We start from the raw sequence: 21,673 nt of genomic DNA, 5'->3' as shown, positions 1-21,673 counted from the left end.
TCAGGCATTGCCGGGCCGGAAGGGCTTGCCCAGCGAGGCCGGCATGTTCAGCCGGATCCAGGCCGGGTTGCGCGAGATCAGCGCCAGCACCACGATGGTGGCCGCGTACGGCAGCATCGACAGGAACTGCGACGGCACCGACACGCCGATCCCTTGCAGGTAGAACTGCAGGATGGTCACGCCGCCGAACAGCCACGCGCCCACCAGCACGCGGCCCGGGCGCCAGGTGGCGAAGGTGGTCAGCGCCAGCGCGATCCAGCCGCGACCGGCGACCAGGTTCTCGACCCACATCGGCGTGTACACCAGCGACAGGTAGGCGCCGGCAAGCCCGCAGCAGGCGCCGCCGAACAGCAGCGCGCCAAAGCGGATGGTGCGCACCGGGTAGCCCAGCGCGTGCGCCGACTCCGGCGCTTCGCCGATCGCGCGCAAGGTCAGCCCCGCGCGCGTGCGGAACAGGAACCACATGATGGCAAAGCACAGCAGCAGGCTGAAATACACCATCCAGTGATGCTGGAAGAAGGCCGGCCCGAAGAAGGGCAGGTCGGCCAGGCCGGGCACGGCCTTGGCCTGCGCCGGCATGGCGAAGCCGACAAAGCGCTGGCCCATGAAGGCCGAGAGGCCGGTGCCGAAGATCGACAGCGCCAGGCCGGTGGCGACCTGGTTGGTGGCCAGCACCAGCGCCAGCCACGAGAACAGCGTGGCCATCAGCATGCCGGCGAGCGCGCCGGCGGCAAAGCCGAGCAGCGGCGACTGGGTCTGGTAGCCGACCATGAAGCCGGCCACCGCGGCGACCAGCATCATGCCTTCGGCGCCGAGGTTGAGCACGCCCGAGCGCTCGTTGATCAGCAGGCCCAGCGCGGCCAGCAGCAGCGGCGTGCCGGCGTTGATGGCGGTGGCGATAAGGGGAGCGAGTTGTTCCATATTGTTCTGTAGCTCCGCTCAGGCCGTGGTGGCGCGCCAGCGCAGGCGGTTTTCGATCAGCGTGTCGCAGGCCAGCAGGAAGAACAGCAGCATGCCCTGGAACACCCAGCCAATGGCCGACGGCAGGCCCAGGCGCGATTGCGCCATCTCGCCGCCGATATAGAACAGCGACATCATGATGCCGCCGAAGACCGTGCCGACCGGATGCAGCCGGCCGATAAAGGCGACGATGATGGCGGTGAAGCCGTAGCCCGGCGAGATCGACGGCAGCAGCTGGCCGATCGGGCCGGTCACTTCGAACGCGCCCGCCAGGCCCGCGGTGGCGCCCGAGATCAGCAGTGCGCTCCACAGCGCGCTGCGCGCCGAGAAACCCGCGTAGCGCGCCGCCGCCGGCGCGGTGCCGCCCACCTGCAGGCGGTAGCCGGCAAAGCTGCGGAACACGAACACGGTCATCACCGCCACCAGCACCAGCATCACGGCAAAGCCGGCATGCAGGCGCGAGCCCGACATCAGGTTGGGCAGCAGGTACTCGGACGAGAACACCTTCGACTGCGGGAAGTTCATGCCGTTGGGATCCTTCAGCGGCCCGTTGACCACCCACAGCAGCAGCTGCTGCGCGATATAGGTGAGCATCAGCGAGACCAGGATCTCGTTGGCGTTGAACCTGTCCTTGAGCACCGCCGTGAGCGAGGCCCACAGCATGCCGCCGACCATGCCGGCGAGTGAGGCCAGCACCAGCACCACGGTGCCGTTCATGGCCTGGCCCGGCACATCGAAGTAAAGCACGGTGGCGCCGGCGCAGATGCCGCCGGCAATCAGCTGCCCGTCGGCGCCGATATTCCACACGTTGGCGCGGTAGCACACCGACAGGCCGAGTGCGCACAGCACCAGCGGCACGGTCTTGAGCAGCACCTCGCCGATGGCGCGCTGGTCGCGCAGCGGATCGGCCAGGAAGACCTTGAGCGCGGCCACGGGGTCCTTGCCGAGCACCAGGAACAGCAGCGCGCCGAACAGGAGCGTCAGCGCCAGTGCGACCACCGGCGAGGCATAGGCCATGGTGCGCGAGGGCAGGCCACGCGGCGCCAGCGAGAGGGGGGAGCGGGGCAGCAGTTGTCGCACATCAGCCATGGCTTGCCACCTCCGCGCCGGATTGCGCCTGGGCGGGCCCGCCTTGCCACAGTCCGCTCATCCACAGGCCGATCTGCTCGCGCGTCGCGGTCTCGGCCGGCACCGAAGGCGACAAGCGGCCCTTGGCGATCACGTGCAGCCGGTCGCAGATCGCGAACAGCTCGTCGAGCTCTTCCGACACCACCAGGATGGCGCAGCCGGTGGCCTTCAGCGCCAGGATCTCGTTGTGGATCTGCGCCGCGGCGCCAACGTCCACACCCCAGGTCGGTTGCGCCACGATCAGTACCTTAGGGCCGCTTTCGATCTCGCGGCCGACAATGAATTTCTGCAGGTTGCCGCCCGACAGGCTGCGCGCCAGCGCGTGCGGCCCGCTGGCCTTGACGCGGAAGCGGCTGATCACGGCCGAAGCCAGCCCGGTGGCCGCGCCGGGCGAAATCATGCCTTGCCTCACATAGGGTGGCGTCTGGTGCGACAGCAGGATATTGGTCGCCAGGCTCATGCCCGGCACCGCGCCGCGGCCCAGGCGCTCTTCCGGCACGAAGGCCAGGCCCGCGCGCCGGCGCTGGCGCGCATCGAGCCGGCCGACTGGCTTGCCGCCGAGCTGCACCGACATGTTGTCTGCGCGTGTGTCTTCACCGGACAGCGCGGCCAGCAGCTCCTGCTGCCCGTTGCCGGACACGCCGGCAATGCCGACGATCTCGCCGGCGTGGACATCCAGCGAGATCCTGCTCAGCTCGGTCGCGAAGGCATGCGCGCGCGGCAGCGACAGGCCCTGCACGCTGAGCCGCACCGGGCCGCGCTCGGCAGCCACGCGCGTCTCGCGCGGGGGCTCGCCGCCGATCATCAGCCGCGACAGCGAGGCCGCGGTTTCCTGGCGCGGATCGCACACGCCGGTGACCTTGCCCATGCGCATCACGGTGGCCTGATGGCACAGTGCGCGGATCTCGTCGAGCTTGTGGCTGATGTAGAGGATGCTGGTGCCTTCGGCGGCCAGCTGGCGCAGCGTGACGAAGAGCGTTTCCACTGCCTGCGGGGTCAGCACCGAGGTGGGCTCGTCCAGGATCAGCAACTGCGGATTGGCCAGCAGCGCGCGCACGATCTCCACGCGCTGGCGCTCGCCGACCGACAGCGTATGCACATGGCGGTTCGGCTCCAGCGGCAGCCCGTAGCGCTCGGCGGTGGCGCGGATGCGCTCGGCCAGCTGCTTCATGTTGCCTTGCTGTCCGGCGGGCAGGCCGAGTGCGATGTTCTCGGTCACGGTCAGCGTGTCGAACAGCGAGAAATGCTGGAACACCATGGCGATGCCCAGGTTGCGGGCGTCGTGCGGACTGTTGATGGTGACCGGCGCCCCGTTGAAGTGCATCTCGCCGGCATCCGGACGGACCGCGCCAAAGATAATCTTCATCAGGGTGGATTTGCCTGCGCCGTTTTCACCCAGCACGGCATGGATCTCGCCGGGGGCGACGCTGAGGCTGACGTCGTCATTGGCGACGACGCCCGGGTAGCGCTTGCTGATATGGGCCAGCGCCAGCCTGGGAGGGAGTTGTGATGTCACTGAGGCGGCTCGGGTTGTTGTGATGGCAGCAACGTGGGATGAGTCAACAGCGCGGCAGTGCGTGGCGCAGCATCGCCGCGACGCATTGCAGCATTCATCATGGTTTGGTGATGCCCGATATTGGTGATGGATTATATAAGTGACAGGACACCGGGCGGGCCGATTCCGGCGTCATTCCAGTCCCTGCAACGGTTTGGGGGTGGTTGCAAGTCGCGTGCCGGCCACAGCACGAAAAAAAGCCACCGGCTCCTTGCGGAGCCAGCGGCTGGACTGGAGCAGCGGCGGGCGGCCAGGGCGGCCGCTCGCCGGCAGGGCTCAGGCGCCGGTGGTGGCGGCGCTGGTGGCGAAGCGCCCGTCGCGGAAATCCGCCAGGGTCTGGTAGATCTGCTCCTGCGTGTTCATCACGAACGGCCCGTACTGCGCGATCGGCTCGTTCAGCGGCTGGCCCGCGATCAGCAGGAAGCGCGCGTCGGCCTCGGCCCTGACGATGACGCCGTCAGACTGGCCGGCGTTGTCCAGCACGCCCATGCGCTGGGCCTCGATCACGGCGCGGTCGTCGCCGCTGCCGATCGAAACCTCGCCCCGGTACACGTAGACGAACGCGTTGTGCCCGGCCGGCAGCGCCTGCGCAAAGGTCTGGCCGGCCGGCAGGTGCACGTCCAGGTAGACCGGCTCGGTCACCGGGCGCGTGATCGCGCCGGCCACGCCGTGCGTGGCGCCCGCCAGCACGCGCACCGTGGCGCCGTTGTCCAGCGCCACCGTCGGGATCTCGGCGGCGGGCAGGTCGCGGTACCACGGCGCGGTCATCTTGTCCGCGGCCGGCAGGTTCAGCCATAGCTGGAAGCCTTCCATGCGGCCGTCTTCCTGCTCGGGCATTTCCGAGTGGACCACGCCTGCGCCTGCCACCATCCACTGCGCGCCGCCGTTCTGCAGCAGCCCCTCGTTGCCGGCGCTGTCGCGATGGCGCATGCGCCCGGCCAGCATGTAGGTGATGGTCTCGAAGCCGCGGTGCGGGTGATCGGGGAAGCCGCCGATGTAGTCGTCCTTGCTGTCGGTGCCGAAGGCATCGAGCATCAGGAACGGGTCCAGCCGGCGCTGCAGGTTCTGCGTCAGCACGCGGGTCAGCTTGACGCCGGCGCCGTCCGAGGTGGCGATGCCCCGCACCACGCGGTCCACGGCGCGCGAGCGTTGCACGGTTTCGGCGGCGGCGGCGGGAACGGTGGCGAAGGTGGTGGCAAGGGTGTCCATGTCTTTCTCCTGTGGGCGGGTTCCGCGCGGCAATGGCCGGGCTGGTTTCCCCGTCGTTTCAGCTACCTCGTCAATTTAGTGTTTTGGCGCGGAAAGAGTAGAGGGTCGCCGGGCAACAGATTGTTCTGCTGGCGTACCGACTGGTGGTTCAGGTTCTTTCGAATTCAGAACGATCCGGGAGGTCGCCGTGTGCCGGCTAATGCACGGCCGAACATGCCGTCCCACTGCCGCCAATTCGCGCAAGATCGGCGCAGGAAGGCCGGAAAAATGCGGGAAGATGACAGGATCGATGAAGATCGCTATAATAGAGCTCTCTTTGTCATCCGTTGAGGTGAGATGCGGGGTGTCAAAACCTCGCCAGCCCTTGCCAGTCAACGGCCGATGGACCGGCGGCGCGTCGGAAAACTTCAATATTTGCGCTGCCACTGGCCAACCGATCGCAACAACTTTGCGTCGCCGGTTGCGCCGCTTCAGGGACTGCCAATCCAACCCGGCATCCCGTCAATCGGACTTCCCGCCCACGGCGGAGGAATCCACAGACCGTCCGCCGGCAATCGTGCCGGTCATGGCGGCAATGCAATCTGAACCGGGACTGGTGGCGCCCTATCTCCGCACGCACCAGCCCATATTGTTTTCCATCGCCGGGAAGTGGCGTGCTGCGCGCTTTTCGGTTTCGGAAAAGGGGAGAGTATGTCAAAGCAATCGGCACGGGCCTTCGCCTGGGCAGGACTGACGCTGGCCGCGCTGGCTGCACTGGTGGCATGGATCGGCGTCGATGTGATTCGCCAGTACCAGGAGCGCCTGCTCTACGACGTGGCCGACCACCTGCGCCTGGTGGTGCTGTCCATGACGCTGGCGCTGGCCACCGGCATCCCGGCCGGCATCGCGCTGAGCCGCCCGTGCATGCGCCGCTGGGCCGACCGCCTGATGCAGGTTTTCAACGTGGGCAATACCGTGCCGTCGCTGGCGGTGCTGGCGCTGGCCCTGGCCGTGCTCGGCATCGGCGAGCGGCCCGCCATCCTGGCGCTGTGGCTGGCCTCGCTGCTGCCGATCGTGCGCAACACCTACGAAGGCCTGCGCAATGTCTCGCCCACGCTGCTGGAAGCGGCGCGTGGCATCGGCATGACGCCGGTGCAGCGCCTGGTGCGAGTGGAACTGCCCAACGCGCTGCCGGTGATGCTGGCCGGCATCCGCATCGCCCTGGTCATCAACGTGGGCACGGTGCCGCTGTCCTTCCTGATCGGTGCCAACAGCCTGGGCGAGCTGATCTTCCCGGGCATCTACCTGAACAACCAGCCGCTGCTGCTGCTGGGCGCGGCCGCCACGGCGCTGCTGGCGCTGGCCCTGGACGCGCTCTTTGCCGCCGCCGGCCAGCTGTACCTGCGCCGGCGCGGCCTGGCGCGCTGAACATGGGGACCGAAATGGAAAACCAGATGCAATTCATCCGCCGCCGTGCCCGGCGCGTCGCCCTGGTGGTGGCTGCCGTCACCGCTTTTGCGGCGGGGCTGGCGCTGGCCACTGCGCCTGAAGCGCGTGCAGAGGCCACGCCGATCCGCGTGGGCGGCAAGAACTTCACCGAGCAGCTGCTGCTGTCGTCGATGACTTCGAAATACCTGCGCGCCAAGGGCCTCACCACCGAACTGACCGCCGGCCTGGGCAGCACGCTGATGCGCCAGGCGATGGAGAGCAACCAGCTCGACGTGGTGTGGGACTACACCGGCACCGCGCTGATCGTGTTCAACAAGGTCCAGGAAAAACTCGGCGCCAGGGAAAGCTACGAGCGCGTCAAGCAGATGGACGGCGCGCGCGGGCTGGTGTGGCTCGATGCCTCGAACATCAACAACACCTATGCGCTGGCGATGCCAAAGGAACGCGCGGCCAGCGGCGTGACCACGCTGTCGGGCTTTGCCGAGCAGATGCGCCGCGCCGGCGCCGACGCCAGCCACCCGTTCGCGGTCGACATGGAATTCGCTGCGCGCCCGGACGGCCTGGAGCCGCTCAAGGCGCTGTACAAGCTGCCGTTCTCGCGCCGCGACGTGATCCAGCTCGACCCGGGCCTGGTCTACACCGCACTGAAGAACAACCAGGTGGAGCTGGGCCTGGTCTATGCGACCGACGGCCGCGTCAAGGGCTTCGACCTGGTGCTGCTGGAAGACGACCTGCACTTCTTCCCGCCGTACAACGCGGTGCCGGTGGTGCGCAAGCCGGTGCTCGACAAGCATCCGGAACTGGCCGGCCTGCTCAATGCACTCGCTGCCAAGCTCGACAACGAGAGCATGACCGACATGAACTACAAGGTGGACATCGGCCAGCAGCCGGTGGACAAGGTCGCGGAGGACTTCCTGCGCAGCCACGGACTGATCTGAGGGAGGCCGCATGGACTTGTTCTCTTACCTGCAGCACAGCTGGCCCACGCTGCTGAAAATGACCGGCGAGCACCTGGCGCTGGTGGGCTCGGCAGTGGGGCTGGCGATCCTGATCGGGGTGCCAATGGGCATCGTGATCACGCGCTTCCGCGCGCTGGCCACGCCGCTGCTGGCGCTGGCGACGATCGTGCTGACGCTGCCGTCGATCGCGCTGTTCGGGCTGATGATCCCGATCTTCGCGCGCTTCGGCCATGCGCTCGGCTACGTGCCCGCGGTGACGGCGGTGTTCCTGTACTCGCTGCTGCCGATCATGCGCAACACCTACACCGCGCTGGCCAATGTCGACCCCGGCATCCAGGAAGCGGGGCGCGGCATCGGCATGACCGCCTGGCAACGCATGCGGCTGGTGGACCTGCCGCTGGCGGTGCCGGTGATCCTCGGCGGCGTGCGTACCGCCGTGGTGATGAATATCGGGGTTGCCACCATTGCCGCCATCATCGGCGCGGGTGGCCTTGGGGTGCTGATCCTGCAGGCGATCAGCCAGAGCAACATGAGCAAGCTGGCCGTGGGCGCGGTCCTGGTCAGCCTGCTCGCCATCGTGGCGGACGCCTTCCTGCAGTGGTTGCAGCGGGCACTGACGCCAAAGGGAATCCGCATATGATCGAACTCGACCAACTCACCAAGTCCTTCCCGCAGAAAGACGGCACCGAAACGCGCGCCGTCGACACCGTGTCGCTGACGGTGCCGCGCGGCGAGATCTGCGTCTTCCTCGGCCCCTCGGGCTGCGGCAAGACCACCACGCTGAAGATGATCAACCGGCTGATCGAGCCGACCTCGGGCACGGTGCGCATCGAGGGCGAGGATACGCGCGGCCTTGACGGCGTGACCCTGCGCCGCAAGATCGGCTACGTAATTCAGCAGATCGGCCTGTTCCCCAACATGACCATCGAAGAGAACATCATGGTGGTGCCGCGCCTGCTCGGCTGGGACAAGAAGCAATGCCGCGAGCGCGCGCGCGAGCTGATGGCGATGGTGCAGCTCGATCCCAACCGGCTGCTGACGCGCTATCCGCGCGAGCTCTCCGGCGGGCAGCAGCAGCGCATCGGCGTGATCCGCGCGCTGGCGGCCGACGCGCCGCTGCTGCTGATGGACGAGCCCTTCGGCGCGGTCGACCCGATCAACCGCGAGAGCATCCAGAACGAATTCCTGCAGATGCAGCGCCAGCTCGGCAAGACCGTGATCATGGTCTCGCACGATATCGACGAAGCGATCAAGCTGGCCGACAAGGTGGCGGTGTTCCGCCGCGGCAAGCTGGTGCAGTTCGACCATCCCGACGCGCTGCTGGCGCATCCGGCCGATGAGTTCGTGCAGGCCTTCGTCGGACATGACAACACCCTCAAGCGACTGCTGCTGGTGCGCGCCGGCGACGCCGCCACCATGCCGCCGAGCTGCCGCCCCGACATGCCGCTGGCCGAAGCGCTGGGCGTGATGGACGATGCCGACGTGCGCCACCTGCCGGTGGTGGACGACGCCCAGGTCGCGCTGGGCTACGTCACGCGCCGCGATGCGCGATCCGGCAAGGGGCAGTGCAGCGACGTGATGCGCCCGTTCGCCGTCACCGCGGCCTTCGACGAGCACCTGCGCATCGTGCTGTCGCGCATGTACCAGCACAACACCAGCTGGCTGCCGGTGATGGGCGCGGACGGCGCCTACCTGGGCGAGGTCACGCAGGAATCGATCGCAGGGTACCTGAGCTCGGGACGTTCGCGCGGGCAGGCCGGGGTGCTGGCCGCCTCCGCTTCCGCGCCGCTGCGGGCGGCGGCCTGAGCCAGCGGCAGGGCGGCGGCATCCGCGCTATGCTAGGTGCATGCTCCGCTATTGCCGCTCGCCCTTGTGCCTGGTCGTCGAAACCCGCTGGCTGATACCGCGCGGGTTTGACGGCTTCACGCCCGGTCCGCTGATCCTGCTGCGCCCCGGCGCCAGCCAGGCGCTGATCGAGCATGAGAAGGTGCATGTGCGCCAGTTCTGGCGCAGCTGGGGCCTGATGGGCGTGCTCTACCTGGCCAGCCGGCGCTGGCGCCTGCGCTATGAAGTGGAGGCCTACCGCGAACAATTGCGGCACAGCCCGCCGGGCGCGGCGCATGGCCTGGCGCGCGTGCTGGCGTGCAAGTACCGGCTCAGGATTTCAGAAGCCGAGGCGTACCGTCTGCTGACGCAAGACCTGCACGGCGATCTCTAATGAAGAACGGCCCGCACCAGTTACTGGTGCGGGCCGTTTCTCTTGTCTGGCGGAAGCGGTGAGATTCGAACTCACGGATGGGTCACCCCATCGGCAGTTTTCAAGACTGCTGCCTTAAACCACTCGGCCACGCTTCCTGGAAGTGCGGGCATTGTAGCGCGAAAGGGCATGGGCCCGGCGCGCTGCCGCCTGCAGACCCGACGGTCAGGCCGCGCATTATACAAGGCTCGCGTGGATCGATGGTGGTCTTGTGTTGCGGCACGCAAGCGCGCGTAAACTTCCTGCCACATCCGCTGCCGCGGATGTCGGCGTCTGTCTGACATTACGGAACCTTCACACGCCGGCATCGCTCATATTGTCGTGCCGGATGGCGCGGTGTGTGCCGCATCCCCGGCTTTCGCCTGGCAACAGAGGAGAACTCAAAATGCGAATCCATAGCAAGAAATGGCTGATCGTTCCGGTGGCTGCAGCGGCTGTGCTGGCCGGTTGTGCCGCTCCGTATGACAGCGGCTACAACACCGGCTACAACGCCCCGCCTCCGGGGTACCAGACTCCCAACACCTCGCAGGCCCCGGCTGGCGCGGTGTACTACGGCCGCGTGGAATCGATTGAACCGATCACCAGTACGCAAGGCAGCTCGGGCCTGCTCGGCACCGTGATCGGCGGTGCGGCCGGCGGCCTGCTGGGCCACCAGATCGGCGGCGGACGCGGGCAGACCGCGGCGACCATCGGCGGTGCCGTGGTCGGCGCCGTGGCCGGCAACCAGATCGAGAAGCGCGCGGGCAGCAACACCCAGACCGCGTACCGCGTCAACGTGCGCCTGGATGATGGCCGCATCGCCACGGTGACCCAGTCGAGCCTGGGCAACCTGCAGGTGGGCATGCGCGCACGCGTGGCCAATGACATGGCAACGCCGTACTGACATGCCAGCCTGACGTTTGCCAGCATGTAAAAGGCCACGCATCGCGTGGCTTTTTTTTGTACCGGTGCCCGTCGGCGCTCAGTCCTTCAGGAACATCTCCTGCAGGTCGTTGAGGAAGCGCCGGCCCAGCTCGGTGGCGCGGATGGTGGTCAGGTCCGCTTCCAGCAGCCCCTTCTTTTCCGCCTCGGCCAGCTGCTTGCTGATGGTATGCAGCGGCAGCCCGGTGTAGTCGTGGAAGCTCGATGCCGGCACGCCGTCGGTCAGGCGCAGCGCGTTGAGCATGAACTCGAACGGCAGCTCGTCGGCGCCGACATCGCGCGCTTCCTGCACGGCATTGCCGGCCAGCGCCCGCTCCATGTAGGTGGCCGGATGCTTGTGCCGCATCTGGCGCAGTATCCGATGCGGGAACGACAGCTTGCCGTGCGCGCCGGCGCCGATGCCGAGGTAGTCGCCGAAGCGCCAGTAGTTCAGGTTGTGGCGCGCCTCGCGATGCGGCTTTGCGTACGCAGAGGTTTCGTAGTGCCGGTAGCCGGCCTGAGCGGTGCGCGCTTCGATCCAGTCCTGCATCTCGTACGCGCTGTCGTCGTCCGGCAGCGCCGGCGGGAATTTGGCGAAGAGGGTGTTGGGCTCCAGCGTCAGGTGGTACAGCGACAGGTGCGTGGTGCCGTACGACAGCGCGGCTTCCACATCCTGCCGGCATTCATCCAGCGTCTGGCCGGGCAGGGCGTACATCAGGTCCAGGTTGATGTTGTCGAAGCTGGCCTGGGCGATGTCGATCGCCTTGCGCGCTTCGGCACCGCCGTGGATGCGCCCGAGCGCCTGGAGGTGCCGGTCGTTGAAGCTCTGGATGCCGATCGATAGCCGGTTGATGCCGCTGGCGCGGTAGCTGGCGAACTTGTCGGCCTCGAAGGTGCCGGGGTTGGCCTCCATCGTGATCTCGGCGTCGGCATCCAGCGGCAGCAGCGCGCGGATATCCGACAGCAGCCGGTCCATGCCTGCCGCCGACAGCAGGCTGGGCGTGCCGCCGCCGATAAAGACCGTATGCACCGGCCGGCCCCACACCAGCGGCAGCGACTGCTCCAGGTCCGCGCGCAGCGCGTCCAGGTAGATGTCTTCCGGGATCTCGTGGTTGTCGGCGGGTGCGGCGTGCGAGTTGAAATCGCAATACGGGCACTTGCGCACGCACCACGGGATATGCACGTACAGCGACAGCGGCGGCGAGCCGGGCAGGCTGATCTGCCCGGGCTTGAGCCAGAGCTGCTTGCTGTCCACGGGCACGGACGCGGAGACCGGTACGATCGGGATCATCGGGTGGCGCTTTGCGCGGCATCGGCCTGCAGCCGTGCCACCAGCGCGCGCAGCGCCTGGGCCCGGTGGCTGACCGTGTTCTTCTCTTCGGGCGATAGCTCGGCGGCGGTCTTGCCCAGGTGCGGCAGCAGGAAGTGCGGGTCGTAGCCAAAGCCGCCCGCGCCGCGCGGCGCGTCGACGACCTCGCCGTGCCAGAGGCCTTCGGCAATGATCGGGCAGGGGTCTTCGGCATGGCGCACGAACACCAGCACGCAGTAGTAGTGCGCGTGGCGGTTCAGCTTGCCGGCCAGTTGCGAGACCAGGTGCGCATTGTTGGCGGCATCCGACCTGGCCTGCCCGGCCATCTGCGCATAGCGCGCGGAATAGACGCCGGGCGCGCCGTCCAGCGCCTGCACGCAGATGCCGGAATCGTCGGCCAGCGCGGGCAGCCCGGCCAGCCGGCTGGCATGGCGGGCCTTGGCCAGCGCGTTCTCGACGAAGGTGGCAAAGGGCTCTTCGGCCTCGGGAATGCCCAGTTCGCCCTGGGGCACCACGTCAAAGCCGAGCGGGGCCAGCAGCGCGCCGAATTCGCGCAGCTTGCCGGCGTTGTTGGAAGCCAGTACCAGGCGTTGCATCGCGGGTCCCGCTGCTCAGGCCAGGCCGAGCGCTTCGCGCTGGTGCTGCACCAGGCGGGCGATGCCGGCTTCGGCCAGGCGCGTCATGGCGTCCAGGTCGGCGCGGCTGAACGGTGCGCCTTCGGCGGTGCCCTGCACCTCGACAAAGCCGCCGCTGCCGGTCATGACCACGTTCATGTCGGTGTCGCAGCTGCTGTCCTCGGCGTAGTCCAGGTCCAGCACCGGCACGCCGTCGACCATGCCGACCGAGACCGCGGCAACATGGTCGCGGATCGGGCTGGCGGCGATCAGGCCGTCGCGCAGCATGGTCGAAACCGCGTCATGGGCGGCGACAAAGGCGCCCGTAATGGCCGCGGTGCGGGTGCCGCCGTCGGCCTGCAGCACGTCGCAGTCCAGGTGGACGGTGTATTCGCCCAGCGCCGCCAGGTCGAACACCGAGCGCATGGCGCGGCCGATCAGGCGCTGGATTTCCTGGGTGCGGCCGGTCTGCTTGCCGCGCGCGGCCTCGCGGTCAGAGCGGGTATGCGTGGCGCGCGGCAGCATGCCGTATTCGGCCGTGACCCAGCCTTCGCCGCTGCCCTTCTTGTGCGGCGGCACCTTGGCCAGCACGCTGGCGGTGCAAAGCACCTTGGTGTCGCCAAAGGCACACAGGACAGAGCCTTCGGCGTGGCGGGTGTAGTGGCGGGTAAGGCTGATGGAACGCAGCGCATCGGCTGCGCGGCCGCTGGGTCGCATGGGATGGTTTGTCCGAATCGGGGAGAGACCGCGATTCTAACGCCGCCAGCCCTTGAGCGCCGCATCGCACGCGGGGAGGGCATTACCGCATCAGGTTGCTGGTCTTGTCGATGGCGGCGCGGATCTCTGCGATCGAGCGCTCGATCTCCTCTTCGGACAGCAGGTCGCTTTCCGAGCCGGTGCGCTCCAGGATCGAGGTGGTGAAGGCGTTCAGCGGCAGGGTGTCGGTCATGACCGAATCCTGCCCCGCCGCATTGCTGTCCAGTTCCCACATCATGGCGATGCCGGTGGTGTTGTCGGCACCTTCGCCGGCGTTCTGCAGCGCCTGCTCGATCAGCGCCGGCACCGCCTGCACCACCGACAGGCGCGACAGCTTGTCCACCAGCGCGGGCTCTTCGAGCGCGCCCCACAGGCCGTCGGAGCAGAGCAGGGCCACGTCGCCCGGCTCCAGCCGCACCGGGCCGCCCAGGTCGATCAGCGGCAGGTTGGGCGAGCCCAGGCAGTTGTAGAGCTTGTTGCGCTCCGGGTGGTTGGCCACATGCATCGGCAGCACGCGTTCCTGCTGCAGCAGGTTCTCGATCTTGGAGTGGTCGCGCGTGCGCGTCAGCAGCCGGCCCTTGCGCAGCAGGTAATAGCGCGAGTCGCCGGCATGGGCCCAGTAGATCTGGCCCTGCTGCACAAGGCAGCAGACCACCGTGGTGCGCGGCACGTCCGCCATCTGGTTGGCCTCGGCATAGCGGTGGATCTCGCGGTGGGCCAGCATGATGGTGTCCTGCAGGAACTCGGCCGGGTTGCGCACCGTGGGCCGCGCCTGCACCTGGAACTGGCGCGCCAGCGTCTGCAGCGCCTGCTGCGCGGCGACCTCGCCGTGCGCATGGCCGCCCAGGCCGTCGGCCAGCACCATCAGCAGCGCGTCGCGCGTGAAGCAATAGCCCATGCGGTCCTGGTTGACGCGGCGGCCGCCTTTCCTGCTTTCCTGGTAGACAGAGAATCGCATGTTGGCTTTCAGGGAATTCAGTGGACTGGCCGCAAGCGGGGCGCCAGATTTGTGATTCAGTCGACGCTCGCGCCGGGGACGGGTTCGTCACGCCGGCGCAGCAGGGTCAGGAAGCGCGAGGTCGCCGCGGGCCGCTCCGCCGGCGCCAGGGCCGGGGCTTGCGTCTGCGGCGCCAGCGCCTGTTCGCCGAGGGCGTTGGTCTGCTCGCGCAACTCCTTCTGCAGCCGGAACACGCTCTGCGGGCGCTCGGCCGGCGTCAGCCGCAGGCACCATTCGACCAGGTCCACCAGCCCGTTGGTGTAGCTGCTGCGCAGCCGCGCCAGGGCATCGCCCATGCGGTCTTCCTTTTCACGCTGGTTGGCTTCCTGCGGCGGCATGCCGGCCATGCAGGCATAGAGCGTGGCGCCCAGGCTGTAGACATCGGTCCACGGGCCCAGGTCGGAATGCTTGCCATAGAGCTCGGGCGCGGCAAAGCCGGGGGTGTACATCGGCTGGAAGCGGGCCGCTTCCATCGTCAGGGTCTGCCGCGCGGCGCCAAAATCCAGCAGGATCGGGGATTCGTCCTCGCGCAGGTAGATGTTGCCGGGCTTGATGTCCAGGTGCAGCAGCTTGTGGATATGGACCTCGCGCAGGCCGCTCATCAGGTCGTGGAAGACCTTGCGCATGAAATGCTCGCGCAGCACCTTGGGGCCGCCTTGCTGCCGGGCGGCCAGCACGTGCTCCTGCAGCGTCTTGCCGAGCTCGTAGTTCATCACCATGTAGACGGTGGAGTTCTCGCGGAAGAAATTCACCACGCGCACCACGCTGGGATGGGAGATGCGGGCCAGCGAGCGGCCCTCTTCAAAGAAGTACTTCAGGCCCAGCCGGAACGCGGCGGCGTTTTCCTCGGGCACCACGGGGATCAGTTCGCCCGGGTTGCGCCGCGCCAGCGACGACGGCAGGTATTCCTTGATGGCAACCGGTGCGCCGGTATCGTCGGTGGCCAGGTAGACGAAACTGAACCCCCCGCTGGCCAACTTCTTTACAATACGATAGTTGGACAACAGCGTGCCGACGGGCAGCGGTGCACTCTTCGGTTGTGTCGTGCCCTTTGGCTCTGTCATGGGAATAGGGACCTGATTTGCCTCCGGATTGTCCGGGCTAATCGGTCACTTGTAAAGAACACAAATAAGGGCATTGTTGCCCTCCTTTCAACGTATTGAGAGCTCCCCGGAATCCCGTACGGGGCGCTCGAGGCGGGACCCGCCGGTCGCCAGCAGCCCGGGGCCGCCGCCATTCACGAGAACATCCAATGATCCACAGCATGACAGGCTATGGCCTGGCGACGCGCCAGGCGCCATTGACCAACGCGCAAGGCGAGCCCAGCGGGCGCTCCGCGTCCGTTTCGGTGGAATTCCGCACTGTCAATTCGCGTTTCCTCGACCTGTTGTTCCGGGCCCCGGAAGAGTGCCGCGCGTTCGAGCCGGCCCTGCGTGAGATGCTGATGGCAGAGCTGTCGCGCGGCAAGCTGGAGTGCCGCATCAACCTGCAGCGCACCGACACCGGCGGCGCCACCCTGGCCCTCAATGAGGGGCTGCTGGCGCAGATCCGCGCGCTGGAAACCACCGTCGCCGCCACCTTCGCCAGCGCCGGCACCCTGCGCATGGGCGAGATCCTGCGCTGGCCGGGCGTGCTGGTCGAGCCGGAACTGTCGCAGGAGGCACTGCGCGAGGCGGTGCTGGGCGCCGCGCGCGAGGCGCTGGACCAGCTGCTGGAAGCCCGCCGCCGCGAAGGCGACGCGCTCAAGGCGACGCTGATGGAGCGCATCGACGCCATGCTGGCGATCGTCGAGCGCCTGACGCCGACCATCCCGCAGTTGATCGCGCACCACCAGGAAAAGCTGACCGAGCGCCTGCAGGAAGCCTTCAACCTGGCCGCGCCCACCGGCATGCCGTCGATGAGCCGCGACGAGATCGCCGAGCGCATCCGCCAGGAAGCCACCGTCTACGGCATCCGCATCGACATCGCCGAAGAGCTGTCGCGGCTGCAGGCGCACCTGAACGAGACCCGGCATATCCTGAAGAAGGGCGGCCAGGCCGGCAAGCGCCTGGACTTCATGATGCAGGAGCTCAACCGCGAGGCCAACACGCTTGGCTCCAAGGCCGCCGCCAAGGAACTGGCCGATGCCTCGATGGAGCTCAAGCTGCTGATCGAGCAGATGCGCGAACAGGTCCAGAATCTCGAATAAAGACAGCCCCAGGAATCACCAAAGAATCATCATGAGCCCAACGCCTCAATCCGCGCCACACACTGCCATCGATACCGTCTACCCCGGCAACCTCTTCATGGTGGTGGCGCCGTCAGGAGCCGGCAAGTCGACGCTGGTCAACAAGTTGCTGTCGCAGGACCCGGCCATCCGCCTGTCGATCTCGCACACCACACGCGCCCCGCGCCCGGGCGAGCAGGACGGGCGCGAGTACCACTTCGTCACGGTCGACGCGTTCCGCGCCGCGCGCGACCGCGGCGACTTCCTGGAATGGGCCGAGGTCCACGGCAACTACTACGCGACCTCGCGCGTGTGGATCGAGCAGCAGATGGCGCAGGGCAACGACGTGCTGCTGGAAATCGACTGGCAGGGCGCGCAGCAGGTGCACCAGCGCTTTTCCAACGCGGTCGAGATCTTCATCCTGCCGCCGTCGCTGACGGCTCTGGAAGAGCGCCTGAAAAAACGCGGCCAGGACGAGCCCAATGTGATCGTGCGCCGGCTGCTGGCGGCGGGCAGTGAAATGGCCCACGCCTCGGAGTCGGACTACGTCATCATCAATGAGGTCTTCGACGATGCTCTGGAGCAGTTGCGCAACGTGATCAGCGCCACGCGGCTGCGGTTTTCCTCGCAGAAAGCACGGCATACGGAGCTGTTTATCGAGCTGGGCATCCACTGAGCCGATGCCTGCCGATGACAGCCGCGCGGGGCGCCGCCGGCGTTTTCCGCCGCGTGCTGTAAAATAGCAACCCAACGTAAGGTTTTGTCCCAAGGTGGATTTGATATGGCGCGTATTACCGTCGAAGATTGTCTGAAACACATTCCGAATCGCTTCGAGCTCGCGCTGGCGGCCACGTATCGTGCCCGTCAGCTGGTGCAGGGCCACACGCCCAAAGTCGAAGCAAAGGACAAGCCGACCGTGGTGGCACTGCGCGAGATCGCGTCGGGCCAGGTCGGCATCGAGATGCTGAAGAAGGTCCCGACCTGATTGGTCAGGCGGCCCATGGCTTATCCTCGCATCGTGCCAGCACGTATCCAGCCGGATTCCAGGGGCCGCCGCCATGCCTTCGCCGCATTCGCCCTCCAAGCCTCCCTCCCAGCCGTCGCCGACTGCCGTGGCGCCGGCGCTTGGCGATGCGGCCCCGCCTACGGCGCCTAAGCGCACCATTCCGGGCCAGCCCTCCGTGAACGCGCGCACCGGCGCTCCCAATCTTCCCGATCCGCTCGGCGACGATGTCGTCGGCGAGCGTGCCGTCGCGCCCGCGCTGGCGCCGGGCAAGTCCAGGGGCGCGGCGCTGCAGGACGAGCTGGCCGCGATGCAGGATGTGGCGCCGGCGGCTGACAGCCTGTTTATCGACGCAGTGCTGGCGCAGTCATACCGGCACTTCTTCGGCCCGACCTCGCAGCCGGCGGTGCCGCCGCGCCAGCAGGTCATCTCCATCACCCGGCTGATGGAGAAACTCGCGTACCTGAAGGCGCCCGACCTGGCGCGCGTGCGCGAGGCCTTCCAGTTTTCCGACGAAGCCCACCTGGGCCAGTACCGCCAGAGCGGTGAGCCCTACATCACCCATCCGGTGGCGGTGGCCGAGCTGTGCGCGGACTGGAAGCTGGATGTGCAGTCCATCATGGCGGCGCTGCTGCACGACGTGATGGAAGACCAGGGCATCACCAAGAGCGAGCTGGTCGAGAAATTCGGCCCCAAGGTCGCCGAACTGGTCGATGGCCTGACCAAATTGGACAAGCTCGAATTCCAGAGCCGCGAGCAGGCGCAGGCGGAGAGCTTCCGCAAGATGCTGCTGGCGATGGCGCGCGACGTGCGCGTGATCCTGGTGAAGCTGGCCGACCGTACGCACAACATGCGCACGCTCGACTTCGTCCCGCCGGAGAAGCGCCGCCGCATCGCGCTGGAGACCATGGAGATCTATGCGCCGATCGCGCACCGTCTCGGTCTCAACACGATCTACCGCGAGCTGCAGGAGCTGTCCTTCAAGGTCGGCTCGCCGTTCCGCTACGCCACGCTGGAAAAAGCCGTCAAGGCCGCGCGCGGCAACCGCCGCGAGGTGGTCAAGCGTATCCTGGAAGCCGCGCAGAAGGGGCTGGCCGACGCCGGCATCGTGGCCGAACTGTCCGGGCGCGAGAAAACGCTCTACAGCATCTACCGCAAAATGCACGACAAGCAGCTGTCGTTCTCGCAGGTGCTGGACGTATATGGTTTCCGCGTGGTGGTGGAAACGCAGATGCACTGCTACATGGCGATGGGCGCGCTGCATGGGCTGTACAAGCCCATGCCCGGCAAGTTCAAGGACTACATCGCCATCCCCAAGATCAACGGCTACCAGTCGCTGCACACCACGCTGGTGGGTCCGTTCGGCACGCCGGTGGAGTTCCAGATCCGCACGCGCGACATGCACCAGATCGCCGAGGCCGGCGTGGCCGCGCACTGGATGTACAAGCATCAGGCCGATCACGCCAACGATATCCAGCAGCAGGCGCACCAGTGGCTGCAGTCGCTGCTCGATATCCAGAGCCAGACCGGCGATTCGCAGGAATTCCTCGAGCACGTCAAGATCGACCTGTTCCCGGATGCGGTCTACGTGTTCACGCCCAAGGGCCATATCCGCGCGCTGCCGCGCGGCGCCACCGCGCTGGACTTTGCCTACGCGGTGCACAGCGACCTGGGCAACCAGTGCGTCGCGGTCAAGATCAACAACGAGATGTTGCCGCTGCGCACCGAGCTCAAGAGCGGCGATATCGTCGAGGTGGTGACGGCGCCGTACTCCAAGCCCAATCCGGCGTGGCTGTCGTTCGTGCGCACCGGCAAGGCGCGCGCGGCGATCCGCCACTACCTGAAGACCACCAAGCTCGACGAAGCCATCCAGCTCGGCGAGCGCCTGCTGGAACAGTCGGCGCGCCAGCTCGGCTTCGAGCTCAAGGCGGTGCCGCAGTCGGTGTGGGACCGCATGGTGCAGTGGACCGGCAACAAGCAGCGCGAAGACATCTTTGCCGACCTGGCACTGGGCCGGCGCGTGCCGGCGGTGGTGGCCAAGCGCATGGAGATCCTGCTCCAGGAGCTGTCCGGCGATGTCGACAGCGCGCTGCTGGCGGCGGTGCAGACCTTTGCCGGCGAAGAAGCGCCCGCGGTGCCGATCACCGGCGACGAAGGCATGTCGATGATCTTCTCGGCGTGCTGCCGCCCGATCCCGGGCGACTCCATCGTTGGCTACCTGGGCAAGGGCGAAGGGCTGCAGATCCACGTGCAGGACTGCAAGATCGCCAAGCGCCTGCACAGCAAGGATCCGGAGCACTGGATCGACGTGATGTGGGCCAAGAAGACCACGCGCGCCTTCGACGTGTCGATCAAGGTGATGGTGCGCAACGTCAAGGGCATCGTTGCGCGCGTGGCTGCCGACCTGACCGCCGCCGACGCCAACGTCGCGCACGTGGCCATGGAGCAGCAGGACGCCGGCCACCAGGAAGCCACCTATATGCAGTTCATCATCCAGGTGCAGAACCGCCTGCACCTGGCCAACGTGATGCGCGGGCTGCGCCGCAACCCGGACGTCATCCGGATATTCCGCGACCGCAACGACGGCTAGGAGGCCGTTCTAGGACGGCCCTGGCGTCGTTGTGCGCCCTTGCCGTGCTACTTGTACTGGCTGCGGCCGCACGCCTAGCCAGGGCCGCCCTAAAACGGCCTCCACTCCAGGCTATTGTTTCCGCGACGGGTAGCGGACTTCCAGGATATCGATCTGCTCGACCCCGGCCGGCGTGCGCAGCGCCACGGTGTCGCCCTCGCGCGCCTTGATCAGCGCCTTGGCGATCGGCGAGATCCAGCTCACGTGGTTGCTGTCCAGGTCGACTTCATCCATGCCGACGATGGTGATGGTGGTTTCTTCGCCGGCACGATTGGCGTAGGTGACGGTGGCGCCGAAGAAGATCTGGTCGTTGTCGCCCTGCAGCGACGGGTCGACCACTTCCGCCTTGTCGAGGCGGCGCGTCAGGAAGCGGATGCGGCGGTCGATCTCGCGCAGGCGCTTCTTGCCGTAGAGATAGTCGCCATTCTCCGAGCGGTCGCCATTGGAGGCCGCCCACGACACGATCTGCACTACATCGGGCCGGTCGACGTCGATCAGCTGCATCAGCTCATTGCGCAGGCGGTTGTAGCCTTCGGCGGTGATGTAGTTCTTGGTGCCGGGAGGCAGCGGCGTTGCGCCTTCGGGGAGGTCGTCGTCCTCGTCGCCGGACGACTCTTTGACAAATGCCTTGTTCATGTTCCGGATCACTTCTTGGGTCTGTCATTATAGGAAAACGCCACAGGCGAACCTCGCCGGCGGGCATCTGCTGCACCCCTTCCAAAGAAAGATCACAAAAAGGTTGCGAAGGGGCTTCCCAAAAATAAAAACTGGGTTATAATCTTTTTCTCGCGTGCGGCTGTAGCTCAGTTGGATAGAGTACTTGGCTACGAACCAAGGGGTCGTGGGTTCGAATCCTGCCAGCCGCGCCACCTATGCAGAAAGAAAAGGGCTTCCGGAAACGGAAGCCCTTTTTCGTTTCCGTCCTTTCGCCGTCGTGCCGTTCGACTTGCGCGCCGCGGCTACCGTTCCCGCTTTCCGTCTGCGCCCACGCAAACCTGCGATTGCTGCGTCACGCCTTGCGGTCGCGCGTGCGGCCTCCTAGGCTCGAATCAGGCACAACCTCGACCCTTGGAGCTGAGCGCATGGAAAACGCAGAGTGGCGCGTTGAAGAGTACCGCGGCATGGATGTCTATGTCCTGGTATCGCCGCACGGGCAGGACAGCATCGGCCGTTGGGGCTATGAAGTCCGCGTGTCGCAGGAAGGCGCCGACCCGGCCGACGCGGGCGATACCGAGTTGCTTGCCAGCGGCCCGCAGCAGTTCGCCACGCGCCATGCGGCGGAGGTGGCTGCCTTCGGCGCGGGCTATGCCCTGGTGGACCGACTGCTCGGGCCCGCCGAATAAGGGTTGCGCGTCATTGTGGTTGGCGCAACGGCTTATATCATGCCGTGATCTATTGCTATTGACGCGGATCATTCTTGATCCTGCGCGGCACTCCTACGCTGGAAATGAAGCGAGCGAAGTCTCGCTCGCCATTGCAGCAGAAAGGAGTGCCCCCGCCATGCCGGAATATGCAGGCTACAAGATCGTCTATGAAGTGATTGCGCTGCCCAGGTCCAAGTGGGCCATCCTGATCGAGATCATGCGCCGCACCGACGGCCAGATTCTCGCGGGGCGGCACAACCCGTTTCCCAACCAGCCGTTCGACACCAAGCTCGAGGCGCTCGAACACGTCAATCGCTATGTCGAAGCCGTGCTTGCAACGCACGAACCGGACGGCAAAGTCAGGCGCATTGCATGATGGCGCGAGGCACGAGCGAACGA

At 66.8% G+C, this 21,673-nt stretch carries 22 protein-coding genes and 2 tRNA genes; 13 read left to right on the top strand and 11 right to left on the bottom strand.

The features are described from left to right. The 4 genes from C265_RS15480 to C265_RS15465 all read right to left on the bottom strand — a co-directional run bounded on the left by C265_RS15480 (nucleotide 1) and on the right by C265_RS15465 (nucleotide 4,852). A complete protein-coding gene (locus tag C265_RS15480) occupies nucleotides 1-921 on the bottom strand; it encodes an ABC transporter permease (protein ID WP_010809241.1) in 921 nt (306 codons plus the stop codon). An 18-nt stretch (nucleotides 922-939) separates the two neighbouring features. Further along, nucleotides 940-2,049 carry an ABC transporter permease gene (locus tag C265_RS15475; protein WP_010809240.1) on the bottom strand — a complete coding sequence of 370 codons (1,110 nt, stop codon included), beginning with the start codon at nucleotides 2,047-2,049 and terminating at the stop codon, nucleotides 940-942. Continuing rightward, nucleotides 2,042-3,604, bottom strand: a complete 1,563-nt coding sequence (locus tag C265_RS15470) for an ABC transporter ATP-binding protein (protein ID WP_010809239.1) — start codon at nucleotides 3,602-3,604, stop codon at nucleotides 2,042-2,044. Before C265_RS15470 ends, C265_RS15475 begins: the two co-directional genes overlap by 8 nt. A gap of 315 nt (nucleotides 3,605-3,919) precedes the next feature. Then, nucleotides 3,920-4,852 carry a pirin family protein gene (locus tag C265_RS15465; protein ID WP_010809238.1) on the bottom strand — a complete coding sequence of 311 codons (933 nt, stop codon included), beginning with the start codon at nucleotides 4,850-4,852 and terminating at the stop codon, nucleotides 3,920-3,922. A gap of 690 nt (nucleotides 4,853-5,542) precedes the next feature. Here C265_RS15465 and C265_RS15460 point away from each other — a divergent pair. From C265_RS15460 to C265_RS15440, 5 genes are read left to right on the top strand one after another with little or no spacing between them, the layout of a single operon-like run. Next, nucleotides 5,543-6,259: an ABC transporter permease gene (locus tag C265_RS15460; protein ID WP_010809237.1), complete on the top strand. Its 717-nt coding sequence runs from the start codon at nucleotides 5,543-5,545 to the stop codon at nucleotides 6,257-6,259. A 26-nt stretch (nucleotides 6,260-6,285) separates the two neighbouring features. Then, nucleotides 6,286-7,218, top strand: a complete 933-nt coding sequence (locus C265_RS15455) for a glycine betaine ABC transporter substrate-binding protein (RefSeq protein ID WP_246840208.1) — start codon at nucleotides 6,286-6,288, stop codon at nucleotides 7,216-7,218. Nucleotides 7,219-7,228: 10 nt separating this feature from the next. After that, on the top strand, nucleotides 7,229-7,879 hold the full coding sequence (locus tag C265_RS15450) for an ABC transporter permease (RefSeq protein WP_010809235.1): 651 nt from the start codon (nucleotides 7,229-7,231) through the stop codon (nucleotides 7,877-7,879). After that, nucleotides 7,876-9,045: a betaine/proline/choline family ABC transporter ATP-binding protein gene (locus C265_RS15445; RefSeq protein ID WP_010809234.1), complete on the top strand. Its 1,170-nt coding sequence runs from the start codon at nucleotides 7,876-7,878 to the stop codon at nucleotides 9,043-9,045. The genes C265_RS15450 and C265_RS15445 overlap by 4 nt, the downstream gene beginning before the upstream one ends. A 40-nt stretch (nucleotides 9,046-9,085) precedes the next feature. Then, complete coding sequence (locus C265_RS15440) at nucleotides 9,086-9,457, top strand: hypothetical protein (RefSeq protein WP_010809233.1); 372 nt, start codon at nucleotides 9,086-9,088, stop codon at nucleotides 9,455-9,457. Nucleotides 9,458-9,504: 47 nt separating this feature from the next. On the opposite strand, the gene C265_RS15435 is transcribed toward C265_RS15440, so the two are convergent. Next, nucleotides 9,505-9,594, bottom strand: a tRNA-Ser gene (locus C265_RS15435). 287 nt (nucleotides 9,595-9,881) lie between these two features. On the opposite strand from C265_RS15435, the gene C265_RS15430 reads away from it, so the two are divergent. Further along, complete coding sequence (locus C265_RS15430; RefSeq protein WP_010809232.1) at nucleotides 9,882-10,379, top strand: glycine zipper 2TM domain-containing protein; 498 nt, start codon at nucleotides 9,882-9,884, stop codon at nucleotides 10,377-10,379. A gap of 78 nt (nucleotides 10,380-10,457) precedes the next feature. Here C265_RS15430 and hemW read toward each other — a convergent pair whose 3' ends face one another. The 5 genes from hemW to C265_RS15405 form a co-directional block, all read right to left on the bottom strand. Further along, complete coding sequence (gene hemW / locus C265_RS15425; protein WP_010809231.1) at nucleotides 10,458-11,687, bottom strand: radical SAM family heme chaperone HemW; 1,230 nt, start codon at nucleotides 11,685-11,687, stop codon at nucleotides 10,458-10,460. After that, a complete protein-coding gene (rdgB, locus tag C265_RS15420) occupies nucleotides 11,684-12,301 on the bottom strand; it encodes an RdgB/HAM1 family non-canonical purine NTP pyrophosphatase (RefSeq protein ID WP_010809230.1) in 618 nt (205 codons plus the stop codon). Before rdgB ends, hemW begins: the two co-directional genes overlap by 4 nt. 15 nt (nucleotides 12,302-12,316) lie before the next feature. Then, nucleotides 12,317-13,036: a ribonuclease PH gene (gene rph / locus C265_RS15415; RefSeq protein WP_010809229.1), complete on the bottom strand. Its 720-nt coding sequence runs from the start codon at nucleotides 13,034-13,036 to the stop codon at nucleotides 12,317-12,319. A gap of 82 nt (nucleotides 13,037-13,118) precedes the next feature. Beyond that, on the bottom strand, nucleotides 13,119-14,033 hold the full coding sequence (locus C265_RS15410; protein ID WP_010809228.1) for a PP2C family serine/threonine-protein phosphatase: 915 nt from the start codon (nucleotides 14,031-14,033) through the stop codon (nucleotides 13,119-13,121). Between the two features lie 56 nt (nucleotides 14,034-14,089). Further along, a complete protein-coding gene (locus C265_RS15405) occupies nucleotides 14,090-15,136 on the bottom strand; it encodes a serine/threonine-protein kinase (protein WP_010809227.1) in 1,047 nt (348 codons plus the stop codon). A 188-nt stretch (nucleotides 15,137-15,324) separates the two neighbouring features. Here C265_RS15405 and C265_RS15400 point away from each other — a divergent pair, with 188 nt between their 5' ends. From C265_RS15400 to C265_RS15385, 4 genes are all read left to right on the top strand, one after another. Then, nucleotides 15,325-16,260, top strand: a complete 936-nt coding sequence (locus C265_RS15400) for a YicC/YloC family endoribonuclease (RefSeq protein WP_010809226.1) — start codon at nucleotides 15,325-15,327, stop codon at nucleotides 16,258-16,260. Nucleotides 16,261-16,291: 31 nt separating this feature from the next. Continuing rightward, the gene (gene gmk, locus C265_RS15395; protein ID WP_010809225.1) at nucleotides 16,292-16,954 is read left to right on the top strand and encodes a guanylate kinase; all 663 of its coding nucleotides are present in this window, start codon (nucleotides 16,292-16,294) and stop codon (nucleotides 16,952-16,954) included. A gap of 105 nt (nucleotides 16,955-17,059) precedes the next feature. Next, nucleotides 17,060-17,263 (top strand): DNA-directed RNA polymerase subunit omega, encoded by a 204-nt coding sequence (gene rpoZ, locus C265_RS15390; protein WP_006578656.1) that lies wholly within the window; start codon nucleotides 17,060-17,062, stop codon nucleotides 17,261-17,263. A gap of 196 nt (nucleotides 17,264-17,459) precedes the next feature. Next, complete coding sequence (locus C265_RS15385) at nucleotides 17,460-19,871, top strand: bifunctional (p)ppGpp synthetase/guanosine-3',5'-bis(diphosphate) 3'-pyrophosphohydrolase (RefSeq protein WP_037024397.1); 2,412 nt, start codon at nucleotides 17,460-17,462, stop codon at nucleotides 19,869-19,871. A 111-nt stretch (nucleotides 19,872-19,982) separates the two neighbouring features. Here C265_RS15385 and greB read toward each other — a convergent pair whose 3' ends face one another. Next, on the bottom strand, nucleotides 19,983-20,546 hold the full coding sequence (gene greB / locus C265_RS15380) for a transcription elongation factor GreB (RefSeq protein WP_010809223.1): 564 nt from the start codon (nucleotides 20,544-20,546) through the stop codon (nucleotides 19,983-19,985). Nucleotides 20,547-20,702: 156 nt separating this feature from the next. On the opposite strand from greB, the gene C265_RS15375 reads away from it, so the two are divergent. The 3 genes from C265_RS15375 to C265_RS15365 all read left to right on the top strand — a co-directional run bounded on the left by C265_RS15375 (nucleotide 20,703) and on the right by C265_RS15365 (nucleotide 21,650). Further along, nucleotides 20,703-20,779 (top strand) — tRNA-Arg (locus C265_RS15375). Between the two features lie 213 nt (nucleotides 20,780-20,992). After that, entirely contained in the window at nucleotides 20,993-21,253 is a 261-nt protein-coding gene (locus C265_RS15370) for a hypothetical protein (RefSeq protein ID WP_010809222.1), read from the top strand. Nucleotides 21,254-21,410: 157 nt separating this feature from the next. Beyond that, a complete protein-coding gene (locus tag C265_RS15365; protein WP_010809221.1) occupies nucleotides 21,411-21,650 on the top strand; it encodes a hypothetical protein in 240 nt (79 codons plus the stop codon). Nucleotides 21,651-21,673 lie beyond the last annotated feature (23 nt).

Source organism: Cupriavidus sp. GA3-3 (assembly GCF_000389805.1).
Taxonomy (GTDB): Bacteria; Pseudomonadota; Gammaproteobacteria; order Burkholderiales; family Burkholderiaceae; genus Cupriavidus; species Cupriavidus necator_D.
Note: the sequence above shows the minus strand (reverse complement) of the source record. Positions and strands in the feature narration are given on the sequence as shown.

Bases quoted from the DNA above. Each gene is read 5' to 3' on its own strand.
- gmk (WP_010809225.1), top strand. From the start codon at position 16,292: ATGAGCCCAACGCCTCAATCCGCGCCACACACTGCCATCGATACCGTC.
- C265_RS15400 (WP_010809226.1), top strand. From the start codon at position 15,325: ATGATCCACAGCATGACAGGCTATGGCCTGGCGACGCGCCAGGCGCCA.
- C265_RS15365 (WP_010809221.1), top strand. From the start codon at position 21,411: ATGCCGGAATATGCAGGCTACAAGATCGTCTATGAAGTGATTGCGCTG.
- C265_RS15370 (WP_010809222.1), top strand. From the start codon at position 20,993: ATGGAAAACGCAGAGTGGCGCGTTGAAGAGTACCGCGGCATGGATGTC.
- greB (WP_010809223.1), bottom strand. From the start codon at position 20,546: ATGAACAAGGCATTTGTCAAAGAGTCGTCCGGCGACGAGGACGACGAC.
- C265_RS15450 (WP_010809235.1), top strand. From the start codon at position 7,229: ATGGACTTGTTCTCTTACCTGCAGCACAGCTGGCCCACGCTGCTGAAA.
- rdgB (WP_010809230.1), bottom strand. From the start codon at position 12,301: ATGCAACGCCTGGTACTGGCTTCCAACAACGCCGGCAAGCTGCGCGAA.
- C265_RS15430 (WP_010809232.1), top strand. From the start codon at position 9,882: ATGCGAATCCATAGCAAGAAATGGCTGATCGTTCCGGTGGCTGCAGCG.
- C265_RS15410 (WP_010809228.1), bottom strand. From the start codon at position 14,033: ATGCGATTCTCTGTCTACCAGGAAAGCAGGAAAGGCGGCCGCCGCGTC.
- C265_RS15460 (WP_010809237.1), top strand. From the start codon at position 5,543: ATGTCAAAGCAATCGGCACGGGCCTTCGCCTGGGCAGGACTGACGCTG.
- C265_RS15445 (WP_010809234.1), top strand. From the start codon at position 7,876: ATGATCGAACTCGACCAACTCACCAAGTCCTTCCCGCAGAAAGACGGC.
- C265_RS15475 (WP_010809240.1), bottom strand. From the start codon at position 2,049: ATGGCTGATGTGCGACAACTGCTGCCCCGCTCCCCCCTCTCGCTGGCG.
- C265_RS15455 (WP_246840208.1), top strand. From the start codon at position 6,286: ATGCAATTCATCCGCCGCCGTGCCCGGCGCGTCGCCCTGGTGGTGGCT.
- C265_RS15465 (WP_010809238.1), bottom strand. From the start codon at position 4,852: ATGGACACCCTTGCCACCACCTTCGCCACCGTTCCCGCCGCCGCCGCC.
- rph (WP_010809229.1), bottom strand. From the start codon at position 13,036: ATGCGACCCAGCGGCCGCGCAGCCGATGCGCTGCGTTCCATCAGCCTT.
- hemW (WP_010809231.1), bottom strand. From the start codon at position 11,687: ATGATCCCGATCGTACCGGTCTCCGCGTCCGTGCCCGTGGACAGCAAG.
- C265_RS15440 (WP_010809233.1), top strand. From the start codon at position 9,086: ATGCTCCGCTATTGCCGCTCGCCCTTGTGCCTGGTCGTCGAAACCCGC.
- rpoZ (WP_006578656.1), top strand. From the start codon at position 17,060: ATGGCGCGTATTACCGTCGAAGATTGTCTGAAACACATTCCGAATCGC.
- C265_RS15480 (WP_010809241.1), bottom strand. From the start codon at position 921: ATGGAACAACTCGCTCCCCTTATCGCCACCGCCATCAACGCCGGCACG.
- C265_RS15405 (WP_010809227.1), bottom strand. From the start codon at position 15,136: ATGACAGAGCCAAAGGGCACGACACAACCGAAGAGTGCACCGCTGCCC.